Source organism: Campylobacter avium LMG 24591, from assembly GCF_002238335.1.
GTDB lineage: Bacteria > Campylobacterota > Campylobacteria > Campylobacterales > Campylobacteraceae > Campylobacter_D > Campylobacter_D avium.
Window position 1 is genome coordinate 777,113 of the sequence record NZ_CP022347.1, and the last position, 12,368, is coordinate 789,480.

Consider the following 12,368-nt stretch of genomic DNA (forward strand, 5'->3'; position numbering starts at 1 on the left):
AGTAAAATTAGCTTCGTAAAAAGGATTTGTTATGGCTAAAAAATTTATCGACATTATGGATACCACTTTTAGAGACGGCTTTCAGTCTGTTTATGGTGCTAGGGTTTTAATGCAAGACTTTCTTCCTGCCTTAGAAGCCGCAAAAGAAGCTGGTATAAGGCATTTTGAATTTGGTGGTGGGGCTAGGTTTCAAAGCCTTTATTTTTATCTAAATGAAGATGCTTTTAAGATGATGGATAAATTTAGAGAAATTGTGGGCAAGGAAGCAAATTTACAAACTCTAGCAAGAGGAGTAAATACCGTAACCCTTGATACAGGTAGCGAAGAGATAATAGACTTACACGCAAAATTATTCGCTAAACACGGAACTACAACTATAAGAAATTTTGACGCATTAAATGATGTAGAAAATTTAAAATTTAGTGCTGAATGTATAGTAAAATACGGCTTAAAACACGAGGTAACAGTTACTCTTATGGATTTACCACCGGGCTGTGTGGGAGCTCACGATGTGGCCTTTTATGAAAAAAGTTTAAGAGACATTTTAGATTCAAATCTTCCTTTTGATAGTATATGCTTTAAGGACGCTAGCGGAACCTCAAGTCCAAACAAAATTTATGAAACCATAAAAATGGCTAGAAAACTCCTGCCTGAAAATACTCACATAAGACTTCACACACACGAAACAGCCGGAGTTAGCGTAGCTTGTTACAAGGCTGCCTTAGAAGCAGGAGCTGACGGCATAGACTTAGCAGCAGCTCCTGTTAGCGGTGGTACATCCCAACCTGATATTTTAACTATGATGCACGCACTTAAGGGCGAGGATTATGATTTTGGTTTTGACTTAGAAAAAATTTTAAAATACGAAGAAGTCTTAAAAGACTGTCTTAAGGATTATTTTATGCCACCTGAGGCTACTATGGTAAGTCCTTTGATACCATTTTCGCCAATGCCTGGTGGTGCTTTAACTGCAAATACACAGATGATGAGGGATAATAATATCTTAGATAAATTCCCAGAGGTTATAAAGGCTATGCGTGAGGTGGTTGAAAAAGGGGGTTTTGGAACCTCGGTAACCCCTGTATCTCAGTTTTATTTCCAACAAGCCTTTAATAATGTAATGTTTGGTCCTTGGCAAAAAATAGCCGATGGATACGGAAAAATGGTGCTAGGCTATTTTGGAAAAACTCCTGTAAAACCTGATAGCAAGGTAGTTGAATTAGCAGCAAAGCAATTAAACTTAGAGCCAACCACGCAAAGTGCCATAAGCATAGCAAATAAAGACGAAACTAAAAGCATAGCCTACACAAGGTCCTTGCTTGAAAAAGAGGGCATTGAGTGTAGCGAGGAAAATATCTTTATAGCCGCAGCTTGTAAGGAAAAAGGAATTGCCTTTTTAAAAGGAGAAGCTAAGGTAAATGTAAGAAAAATTTCACAAATGCCAAAGCCTCATCAAAGCACAGACGGAAATAAATTCACAGTCTCTGTAAATGGTAACAAATACCACGTGGAACTTCACGATGGCTTTGATAACGATGTTAATATAAAAAATGTAGATAAACACACCATAAAAGAAGCTGTAAATGATGATAATGAAAATGCTATAAAGGCTAGCATATCTGGAAATGTCTTTAAAATTTATGCTCAAGCAGGGGACGAGGTAAAAGAAGGACAAGCGATAATGGTTTTAGAGGCTATGAAAATGGAAATAGAAGTAAATGCTACTAAGTCTGGCATTATAGATGAAATTTTAGTAAAAACAGGCGAGTCTGTTAGCGAGGGACAGGCTGTGGCTTTGATAAAGGAAAGCAAATGATTGATTTTGAAAAATTAGGCTTAAAGGATGTGAAAAATGTTTATCATAACCTGTCTTATGATGAATTATTTGAACATGAGCTTAAAAATAAAGAGGGCGAGTTAAGTGCTAATGGAACTTTTAGCGTTGATACAGGAATTTTTACAGGTAGAAGCCCTAAGGATAAGTATTTTGTAAAATCTGACCCATCTGCAAAATATATAGCTTGGGGAAAACTAAATCGCCCTATAACAAAAGAAACATTTGATAAACTTTTAAAACTAGCACAAGAGCAGTTAAGTTCTAGCGACATATACGTACAGGATGTTTACTGCGGCTCTTCCTTAAATAGTAGAAAATCAATTAGATTTGTAACCCAAGTAGCTTGGCAAGCACATTTTGTTAAAAATATGTTTATAAGACCAAGTGATGATGAGCTTAAGAATTTCAAAGAAGACTTTGTGGTTTATAATGCTTGCAAGTGCGTAAACAAAGACTATGAAAAAGATGGCTTAAATTCTGAAGTTTTTATTATCTTTAATGTAGAGGAAAATATAGCTGTTATAGGCGGTACTTGGTATGGTGGAGAGATGAAAAAAGGCATATTTTCTATGATGAATTACTGGCTGCCTCTTGAAAACAAGCTTCCTATGCACTGCAGTGCAAACATAGGAAAAGACGGAGACACTGCCCTTTTCTTTGGACTTAGTGGTACAGGAAAAACCACTCTTTCAACCGATCCTGATAGAAAATTGATAGGTGATGATGAGCATGGCTGGGATGATGAGGGAGTATTTAATTTCGAGGGTGGTTGTTATGCTAAGTGCATAAATTTAGACCCAAAATCAGAGCCTGAAATTTACGCCGCTATAAAAAGAAATGCCCTTTTGGAAAATGTAGTTTTAAGAGCTGATAAAAGTGTTGATTTTTCTGATAGTTCTAAGACCGAAAATACCAGAGTTTCTTACCCAATAGAGCATATAAAAAATCACGAAAAAAGCTTAAGAGGTAATCACCCAAAAAATATCATCTTTTTAACAGCCGATGCCTTTGGGGTTTTGCCCCCTGTTTCTAAGTTAAGCGAAGAACAGGCAATGTATTATTTTCTAAGTGGCTACACAGCTAGAGTAGCTGGCACAGAAAGAGGTGTAACAGAGCCTCAAGCTACTTTTTCGGCTTGTTTTGGAGAGCCTTTTATGACCTTACATCCAACGGTTTATGCAAGGCTTTTAGGAGAAAAGATAAAAAAACACGGCGTAAATGTATATCTAGTAAATACCGGCTGGAGCGGCGGTAGGTACGGAGTTGGTAAAAGAATGAGCATAAAGGCAACAAGAGCTTGTGTAAATGCCATACTTGACGGAAGCATAAATGAGTGCGAATTTGAAAACTACGATGTCTTTAACATAGCCATACCAAAGGAGCTAAAAGGCGTAGAAACAAAGCTTTTAAATCCTATAAATACTTGGGAGGATAAGGAGGATTTTATAAAAACTAGGGCTGAATTAGCACAAAGATTTATAAAAAATTTCTCTCGTTATGAGGATGTAAAAGAGGGCGAATTATACAAAGAACTAGGACCTAAGCTTTGAAAAATGAGATGTGGTCAGGTAGGTTTGAGGGCTTTAGCTCTAAGCTTTTAGAGGAATTTAACGCCTCCTTAAATGTAGATAAAGATCTTTTTAAAGAGGATATAAAAGGCTCCTTAGCCCACGCACAAATGCTTTGTGAATGTGAAATTCTAAGCAAGGATGAGTTTAAGGCTATAGAAAAAGGCTTAAAAGAAATTCAAGAAGAGATAGAAAATAAAAACTTCATCTTCGATATAAGAGATGAAGACATACATATGGCTATAGAAAAAAGACTTTCCGCTTTAATAGGTGCTGAAATAGGTGGCAAACTTCACACAGCAAGAAGTAGAAATGACCAAGTAGCTACTGATTTTAAGCTCTTTGCAAAGAGCTCAAATTTAAAAATTCAAAGCCTTTTAAAAGAGCTTATAAAAACTATCTTAAGCCTTGCAAAAGAGCATAAAACAAGCATAATGCCAAGCTTTACTCACCTACAACACGCACAGGTGGTAAGCTTTTCTTTTTATATCCTAGCTTATGGCTTTATGTTTTTAAGAGATATTAAAAGATTAAAAGCCTCTTATGATTTAGCCAATTATTCGCCTCTTGGAGCTTGTGCCTTAGCTGGAACTAGTTATAAAACAAATAGAAAGCTTTCTGCTACTTTGCTTTCTTTTAAAGAGCCTATGCCAAATGCTATGGACGCAGTTAGTGATAGGGATTTTGCTCTTGATTTGCTTTATGACATAGCTGTAATTTTTACACACACATCAAGACTTTGTGAAGAGCTTATACTTTTTTCAAGCTCTGAATTTAGCTTTATAAGCATAAGCGATTCCTTTTCTACAGGCTCATCCATAATGCCTCAAAAGAAAAATCCCGATGTTTGTGAGCTTATTAGAGGTAAAACAGGCAGGGTTTATGGGAATTTAATATCCTTATTAACCACGATGAAAGCCCTGCCACTTGCTTATAACAAAGATATGCAAGAGGACAAAGAAGGACTTTTTGATAGCGTAAATACTGCACTTGCTTCCTTAGAGATTTTAAATGCTATGCTAAAAGAGCTAAAAATAAATAAGGAAAATATGCTAAAAGCTTGTCAAAAAGGGCACTTGCTTGCTACTGATTTGGCTGATTATTTGGTTAGAAAAAAACAACTTCCATTTAGACAGGCACATTTTATCGTTGGCAAGATAGTTGCTAAGGCTGAAAAAGAAGGCATTGATATATGCGAAATAAAAAATTTAAAAGACTATGATGAGAATTTTGACGAGGAAGCAAATTCATTACTATCCTTTGAAAACTCACTAAATTTAAAGCAAAGCGAGGGCTCTAGCTCTATAAAGAGCGTAGAAAAGCAAATTGAACTTTTAGAAAATTTTTTAAAATCTAGCTAAAAACCAGATAATAAGTGAAAATGCAGGTGAAACACCTCTTGCCCTGCGTTTTTACCGCAATTTGTAAGAAGCTTATAGCCGTTTTTATCGGCTTCAACCAACCTTGCCACCTCGTGTATAAAATCAGTCATCTTAGCCATAGTGTTTGCATCTACTTCCTGAAAGTCTTTGAAGTGTTTTTTAGGAATTATTAAAATATGAATTTTCGCTTTAGGGTTTATATCATTAAAAGCTAAAAAATCCTCACTTTCTAGCACTTTAGTCGATGGAATTTTACCTTCAATTATAAGTTCAAATACTGTTTTTTCTCTCATTTTATTTCCTTAAGGCATTTTCACAGATATTATACTTGATAAGTCTTAATATTTAAATTTTAAGCTTAATTAAATAAATTATCACTAAAATAACACGACATCAACAAAGGGGTAAATCAAAATATATGCAAAAAAATATTATAAATCAAATTCAAGCTTGTGCTAGTATGCAAGAGCTTGAGGAGCTAAGGATTAGTGTTTTAGGTAAAAATGGTTCTTTAAGTCGCAAATTTGCAGAGCTTAAGAATTTAGATGAGGATAGTAAAAAAAAGACAGCTGCTAATCTAAACAAAGAAAAAGACGAATTTAATAAATACTACAACGAAAAAGCCCAGCTCTTGCAAGAAAAAGAACTAGAGCTTAAAATGCAAGAAAATGTGTTTAATTTTGCTTATTTTGATGATAGGGCTAAGACAGCTGCTTTTCATCCGCTTATGCAAACTATGGATAAGATAATAAATTATTTTGTGAATTTAAATTTCAGTATAGAAAGCGGCCCTTTGATAGAGGATGATTTTCATAATTTTGAAGCCTTAAATTTGCCTAGTTCTCATCCAGCTAGAGATATGCAAGATACTTTTTATTTTAAAAACAAGAATTTGCTAAGAACACACACATCGCCTGTTCAAATACGAACCATGTTAAAACAAAAACCACCGATTAGAATTATAGCTCCTGGTGCTGTATTTAGAAGGGACTTTGACATAACGCACACTCCTATGTTTCATCAGATAGAAGGTCTTGTTGTCGAGGATGGCGATAGAGTTAGTTTTGCGAATTTAAAGAGCTTGTTAGAGGAATTTTTAATATACATCTTTGGCGATGTTAAAATTCGTTTTAGACCAAGCTTTTTCCCATTTACAGAACCTTCGGCTGAAGTAGATATATCCTGTGTTTTTTGCAAGGGTAGTGGATGTAGGGTTTGTAAGCATACGGGTTGGCTGGAAGTGCTTGGTTGTGGGGTTGTTGATAGCAATGTTTTTAACTTTGTTTCTTATGAAAATGTGAGTGGATACGCCTTTGGACTTGGCATAGAAAGATTTGCTATGCTTTTGCATAAAATTCCTGATTTAAGATCAATGTATGAGGGTGATTTAAGGTTGTTGGAGCAGTTTAGATGATACTTACTAGAACTTGGTTAAATGAATTTATAGAACTTGAAAATAAAGACTTAAATGATATAACAAATGCCCTAAATTCAATAGGCATAGAAGTGGATAGTGCTAGAAGCTTAAGGGTTGCCGATAAAGTCGTTGTTGGTTTTGTCAAAGAAAAGATTAAGCATGAGAATTCAGATAAATTAAATATTTGCAAGGTTGATATAGGCGATAGGGATTTGCAAATCATATGTGGCGCTTCTAATGTAGATGAAGGGCAGTTCGTAGCAGTGGCCTTAGAAGGTGCCATGATAGGAGATATTTGCATTAAAAGAACCAAGATAAGAGGCGTTGTTTCTGAGGGTATGATTTGCTCAAGTACTGAACTTAATCTTGCAAAGATAAATGACGGCATTATGGTTCTTGATGATAGCATAGGTGAGCTTGAGTTAGGCAAGGAATTAAACAGCTATGCTATCTTTAATGATGATTTCTTGGAAGTTGAACTTACGCCAAATAGAGGAGACTGCCTTAGCATTTATGGCATAGCAAGAGATTTGGCTGTGTTTTTCAATGAAAATATTAAAAAAGTTAAATTTACAGAACCTGATAATACCATAGGTATAGGCAGGGTGTTAAGACTAAGTTCTGATAAGGATTTAAATAGTATTTTTAATTTTAGAGTTGTAGAACTTAAAGGTAAAATCGAGCTTAGCTTGCTGCTAAAGTTAAGATTAGCCACCATTAATGCCTTAAAAGATAATGTTGTGCTAAATTACCTAGCTTATGCCACACACTCGGTTGGAGTTATATTTAATGCTTATGATTTTAAAGCCTTAGAGCCTAATGATGAGGAAATAAGCTTAAAAATTTCTAAGCAAGAGCACGGAGAGACCGTGATTTCTTGCAAAGATAAAGTAATTAGCGTTGCGGGAATTTCTCAAGAATCCTTTGCAAAAATCACTGATGATACGAGTATGATTATCATAGAGGCACAGTATTCCTTTCCTGATGTGATTTCAAATGCTAAAAATTACTATAAAAATCACGATAACGATATGTTATATAGGAGCTTCAGGGGTTCTGAAACGGATTTAGACCTTGGTGTGAAATACTTGCTCTCAGTTATGTCTAAGTGTCCTGATTTCTACATATATACTTCATCTCAGCATATTCCTTTTAGCAAGGAGCAAACAGAGATTAAAATTAACATAGAAAAGATTAACAAGCTTATAGGAAGCGATATAGACAAAAACGACATAGTAAATATACTTAAAAGACTTGGTTTTGAGATGGTTCTTTCTGCTGAGGGGCATTCATTTAGCGTGAAAGTGCCTTATTATAGACATCATGATATTAAAAATTTAGCTGATATTTGCGAAGAAATTATGCGTATGATAGGCATTAATAACATCAAGTCAAAGCCTTTAGAATTTGCTGAAAAAATTAATATCAACAACACCTACAAAACTTACAAAAAGCTTCTTTCTCTTAGACAAAAAGCGGTTCATAATGGCTATTTTGAGACAGTTCATTATGTCTTAGATAGCAAAGAAGAGCTTGAGGAGCTTGGTTTTGAAACCGTTAAGCTTGAGCTTGTAAATCCTATCACAAAGGAATTAAATTCCTTAAGAACAACCTTAATCAACCACCTGCTTCATTCTGCTTCGTATAATACTAGCAATTCCAAAAAGAGTATAAAGCTTTTTGAGAGTGGTTCAAGCTTTGATGCTCATGCCAATGAATTTAGCAAAATAGCTTTTTTAAGTTCTGGCTATAAGGAGGAAGCTAAAATTTCAAATAAGGCAAAGCCTGATTTGATAGACTTTTACACCTTTTTAACAGATATACAAAATATAATTGGAAATTTTGACTTAAAGCTTTCATCTTTTGGTTTTTTAAGCCCATACGAACAAGCTTTCGTGTATAAAAACAATGTCAAAATAGGCTTTATAGGCAGGCTTCATATAAAGATAGAAGATAAAAGATCGCTTTTAAAAACCTATGTGTGCGAACTTGATTTATCTGCTTTAAAAGATGAGGAAAAGATTGCTAAGCCTTATTCTAAATTTCCTGCAATTAGCAGGGATATAAGCTTGCTAGTTCCAAAGGATTTTGGCTATGAGAGGATAAAAAACTGCATACAGGATTTAAAAATAGACATTTTAAGTGATTTTAGGCTAATTGATTTATATCATGATGAAAGCTTAAAAGAGTTTTATAGCCTGACTATAAATTTCACTTTTCAAAATTTAGATAAAACGCTTGAGGATAGCGAAGTTGCAGTTGTTATGGATAGGATTATCACTTCTTTAAAAGATAATTTAAATTTGGACTTAAGATGAGAATTTATCCAATACAAGCTTTTGATAAGGACTTAGAGCATATAGCAGCAGACAAGAGCATAAGCCACCGTTTTGCTATCTTTTCTATGCTTTGCGAGAAAGAAAGCTTTGCTAAAAATTATCTTTTAGCCGAAGACACCTTAAACACTCTTCAAATTTTAAGGTCTTTGGGTGCTACTGTTTCTTTAGAGAAATCAAATGTTAGCATAAAACCGCCTTCAAAAATTGTATCCCCAAATTCCATTCTTGAGTGCGGGAATTCCGGCACGGCAATGCGTTTAATGATGGGCTTTTTAAGTGCTGTTGATGGATTTTTTGTGTTGAGTGGCGATAAATATCTAAACAATAGACCTATGAAAAGAATTTCAACGCCCTTGTGTAAAATAGGAGCTAAAATTTACGGAAGAGATAATGCAAATTTAGCCCCCATTTGCATAGAAGGAAATTCGAAGCTAGAAGCTTTTTCGTACGAAAGTGAGATTTCATCAGCTCAGGTAAAAACAGCTCTCATTTTAGCTGCTTTAAAAGCGAAGGATAAGTGCTTTTTTTCTGAAAGCAAACTTAGTAGAAATCATAGCGAAAACATGCTAAAAGCCATGAATGCGCCTATCACAACTTCAGATAATGAGCTAAGCATAGAGATAAACCCACTTCAAAAACCTTTAAAGCCACTTGATATAAGCATAGCAAATGACCCATCCTCGGCGTTTTATTTTGCTCTTGCTGCTAGCATATGTCCTAATTCTAAGATAGTAATTAAAAATGTCTTGCTTAATAAAACTAGAATACAAGCTTATAAAGTGCTTGAAAAAATGGGTGCTAAGATAAGCTTTAAAAAGACTAGCAGCTCTTATGAGGATATTGGCGAAATTCATGTTCAAAGCTCTACTTTACAGGCTGTTGAACTTAGTGAAAATATATCTTGGCTTATAGATGAAGCTCCAGCTCTTGCTGTTGCTTTTGCTTGTGCTAAGGGTAGGAGTGTTTTAAGAAATGCTAAGGAACTTAGGGTTAAAGAAAGCGATAGGATTAAGGCTATGGTTAGCAATCTTAGAAAATGCGGTATCGAGGCTAAGGAATTAGATGACGGTTTTGAGATAATTGGCTCTGAGGCTAAATTTTCTGAAGTGGATAGCTTTGGAGATCATAGAATAGCTATGAGTATGGCTATTTTAGGACTTAAATCAGGTATGAGTATTACAGACTGTGACTGTATCAACACCTCTTTTCCAAATTTTAAGGATATTTTAATGTCTTTGGGGGCTAGAGTTGAAGATTGAGTTGGCTAAGGATTACGGCTTTTGTTTTGGCGTGAAACAAGCTATCAAAAAAGCAGAAAAGATACGAGACGCAGCTACAATAGGACCGCTCATACACAATAATGAGGAAATAAATAGACTTAATGTAAATTTTAATGTAAAAACCCTAGAAAACATACACGAATTAAAAGACGAGAAAAAAGCTATCATAAGAACTCATGGCATAACAAAGCAGGATTTGCAGGAGCTAAAGCAAAAGGATATCGAAATTTATGACGCAACTTGTCCCTTTGTTAAAAAGCCTCAAAATATCTGCGAGACTGTTAGCAAGGAAGGATATGAGGTAGTTATCTTTGGAGATGAAAATCACCCCGAAGTAAAGGGGGTTAAGAGCTATGTTAGCACAAAATCTTATGTGATTTTAGATGAAAAGGAACTTGATAATGTCAAGCTTCCTAACAAGATAGCACTTGTAAGCCAAACCACTAAAAAGGTGCAAAAATTTATGCAAATTGCTAATTACTTAATGCTTAGGGTAAAGGAAGTAAGGGTTTTTAATACAATTTGCGATGCAACTTTTAAAAATCAAGAAGCCATAGAGGAGCTTTCAAAAAGAAGCGATGTGGTTATAGTTGTTGGCGGTAAAAATTCATCAAATACAAAGCAGTTGTTTTTGATAGCTAAAAATAACTGCGAGGATAGCTATTTGATTGAGAATGAAAAAGAACTTAAAAAAGAATGGTTTGAAGGCAAAAAACATTGCGGTGTTAGTGCGGGTGCTAGCACGCCTGATTGGATAATTAATAAGGTTATTGAAAAAATAGAAAAAATATGAAAATTTAACTATAATTAAAGAAAAAGTAAGATAAAATCAAAGCTACTTTTTAAGTATAAAAAAAGGGAGTAAGTGTGGCTCATTCTAAGAAAGATATAATGGATTTAGAAGATTATCAAGAAGACGATTTTCAGTCTTTGCTTGAAGAGCATGATAACAGACAAAGTAAGGGCTCGATTATAGACGGTGTCATTGTTGATATAAGAGAGGACATAGGCGAAGTTTGCGTAGATATAGGGGAAAAAGAGGAGGCTACCTTACCTATAAGTGAAATACAAGTTGATGGAAATCTTATCTTTAAAAAAGGGGATACGATAAGAGTGGCCTTGCTTGGAAACAGAGGCTCTAAGTCAAAAATTTCTTACCAAAAAGCTTTAAGAAAGGCTAAGATAGAGGAATTTATAAATAACTTTAAAGATGAAGATAAAGAAAATATAATAGAAGTTGAGATAATCTCAAAAAATGCCGGCGGCTATGTGGCTATAGATTCTAACGGTGTTGAATTTTTTCTACCTCGCTCACAGTATATAAGCATAAAAGATAATAAAAACTTCAAGCAAAAAAAATTAAAAGTTAAGATTATAAAGATAGATAAAGATGAATGCAGCATAGTTGTTTCGCGAAAGAAAGTTTCAGAAGAGGAAAGAAAAAAGAAAAGAGAATTAGTAAAAGGCATAATGGAAGCTGATAAGACCATAGAAGGAATAGTAAAGAAAATAACCTCTTATGGTATGTTTGTAGATGTTGGCGGAATAGATGGCTTGGTTCATTATAGTGAAATTTCATACAAAGGCCATGTAAATCCTAGCATGCACTACAACGAAGGCGATAAAGTCCTAGTTAAAGCCATAGGTTATGATAAAGACAAAAAACATCTTTCATTGTCCATAAAGGCTGCTATGCCAGATCCTTGGAATGAGATAAAAGATGGCTTGGAAGTGGGCGATACTATCAAAGTTACTGTTTCTAATATCGAACCTTACGGAGCCTTTGTTGACCTTGGTAACGACATAGAAGGCTTTTTGCATATAAGTGAAATTTCTTGGGATAAAAATATCAAGCACCCAAAAGATTATATAAACAAGGGTGATGATATAAATGTAGAGGTTATAGAAATAGACGCTGAGCAAAAAAGGCTTAGAGTTTCTTTGAGGAATTTACTGCTAAAACCTTTTGATGAGTTTTTAAAGACTTATAAGGTTGGAGATGTTGTAAAAGGTCTTGTTACTTCTATTACAAATTTTGGCGCTTTTGTTAAAATCGCAAGTATAGAAGCCTTGCTACACAATGATGATTGCTCTTGGGAGAGGGAAACAAAATGCAAGGATTTATACAAGGTTGGCGATGAGCTTGAGGTAAAGATTATCAAGATAGACCCGCAAAATCAAAAGGTATCTCTAAGTGTGAAAGAGCTAGTGCAAAGCCCTATACACTCTTATTCGAAAAAGCATAAGAACGGAGATATAGTTAAGGGCAAGATAAAAGATATAAAAGATTTTGGCGTATTTGTTGAATTGGATGAAAATGTGGATGCGCTCATACATAAAGATGACATAAGCTCTAAAGATCTTGAAAATTTAAAAGTTGGTGATGAGATAGAAGCTGCCATATCTTTGATAGATGAAAAGAAAAATCGTATAAGACTTAGTGTTAGAAATTTGAATAAAATCAAAGAAAGAGAAGTTTTAAACGAGATTAACAATACAGAAAAGATAACTTTGGGAGACATCATAAAAGAACAACTGTCTTAGT

General features: G+C 34.6%; 9 protein-coding genes. 8 read left to right on the forward strand and 1 reads right to left on the reverse strand.

Annotated elements, in window-relative coordinates:
- Positions 1–31: 31 nt before the first annotated feature.
- From CAV_RS03980 to argH, 3 genes are read left to right on the forward strand one after another with little or no spacing between them, the layout of a single operon-like run.
- On the forward strand, positions 32–1,816 hold the full coding sequence (locus CAV_RS03980) for a biotin/lipoyl-containing protein (RefSeq protein WP_094325215.1): 1,785 nt from the start codon (positions 32–34) through the stop codon (positions 1,814–1,816).
- Entirely contained in the window at positions 1,813–3,387 is a 1,575-nt protein-coding gene (gene pckA / locus CAV_RS03985) for a phosphoenolpyruvate carboxykinase (ATP) (protein WP_094325216.1), read from the forward strand. The genes CAV_RS03980 and pckA overlap by 4 nt, the downstream gene beginning before the upstream one ends.
- Positions 3,384–4,766, forward strand: a complete 1,383-nt coding sequence (gene argH / locus CAV_RS03990; protein ID WP_094325217.1) for an argininosuccinate lyase — start codon at positions 3,384–3,386, stop codon at positions 4,764–4,766. Before pckA ends, argH begins: the two co-directional genes overlap by 4 nt.
- Here argH and CAV_RS03995 read toward each other — a convergent pair.
- Positions 4,763–5,080 carry a histidine triad nucleotide-binding protein gene (locus CAV_RS03995; protein ID WP_094325218.1) on the reverse strand — a complete coding sequence of 106 codons (318 nt, stop codon included), beginning with the start codon at positions 5,078–5,080 and terminating at the stop codon, positions 4,763–4,765. The genes argH and CAV_RS03995 overlap by 4 nt on opposite strands.
- Before the next feature lie 125 nt (positions 5,081–5,205).
- Here CAV_RS03995 and pheS point away from each other — a divergent pair, with 125 nt between their 5' ends.
- From pheS to CAV_RS04020, 5 genes are all read left to right on the forward strand, one after another.
- Positions 5,206–6,201 (forward strand): phenylalanine--tRNA ligase subunit alpha, encoded by a 996-nt coding sequence (gene pheS, locus CAV_RS04000; protein ID WP_094325219.1) that lies wholly within the window; start codon positions 5,206–5,208, stop codon positions 6,199–6,201.
- The gene (gene pheT, locus CAV_RS04005) at positions 6,198–8,522 is read left to right on the forward strand and encodes a phenylalanine--tRNA ligase subunit beta (protein ID WP_094325220.1); all 2,325 of its coding nucleotides are present in this window, start codon (positions 6,198–6,200) and stop codon (positions 8,520–8,522) included. Before pheS ends, pheT begins: the two co-directional genes overlap by 4 nt.
- Positions 8,519–9,802 carry a 3-phosphoshikimate 1-carboxyvinyltransferase gene (aroA, locus tag CAV_RS04010; protein WP_094325221.1) on the forward strand — a complete coding sequence of 428 codons (1,284 nt, stop codon included), beginning with the start codon at positions 8,519–8,521 and terminating at the stop codon, positions 9,800–9,802. Before pheT ends, aroA begins: the two co-directional genes overlap by 4 nt.
- Entirely contained in the window at positions 9,792–10,616 is an 825-nt protein-coding gene (locus CAV_RS04015) for a 4-hydroxy-3-methylbut-2-enyl diphosphate reductase (RefSeq protein WP_094325222.1), read from the forward strand. Before aroA ends, CAV_RS04015 begins: the two co-directional genes overlap by 11 nt.
- A 98-nt stretch (positions 10,617–10,714) precedes the next feature.
- Positions 10,715–12,367 (forward strand): 30S ribosomal protein S1, encoded by a 1,653-nt coding sequence (locus CAV_RS04020; protein WP_094325542.1) that lies wholly within the window; start codon positions 10,715–10,717, stop codon positions 12,365–12,367.
- Position 12,368 lies beyond the last annotated feature (1 nt).

Excerpts from the sequence above, each read along its gene's own strand:
- CAV_RS03995 (WP_094325218.1), bottom strand. The coding sequence starts at position 5,080 with ATGAGAGAAAAAACAGTATTTGAACTTATAATTGAAGGTAAAATTCCA.
- pheT (WP_094325220.1), top strand. The coding sequence starts at position 6,198 with ATGATACTTACTAGAACTTGGTTAAATGAATTTATAGAACTTGAAAAT.
- CAV_RS03980 (WP_094325215.1), top strand. The coding sequence starts at position 32 with ATGGCTAAAAAATTTATCGACATTATGGATACCACTTTTAGAGACGGC.
- pheS (WP_094325219.1), top strand. The coding sequence starts at position 5,206 with ATGCAAAAAAATATTATAAATCAAATTCAAGCTTGTGCTAGTATGCAA.
- aroA (WP_094325221.1), top strand. The coding sequence starts at position 8,519 with ATGAGAATTTATCCAATACAAGCTTTTGATAAGGACTTAGAGCATATA.
- pckA (WP_094325216.1), top strand. The coding sequence starts at position 1,813 with ATGATTGATTTTGAAAAATTAGGCTTAAAGGATGTGAAAAATGTTTAT.
- CAV_RS04020 (WP_094325542.1), top strand. The coding sequence starts at position 10,715 with ATGGATTTAGAAGATTATCAAGAAGACGATTTTCAGTCTTTGCTTGAA.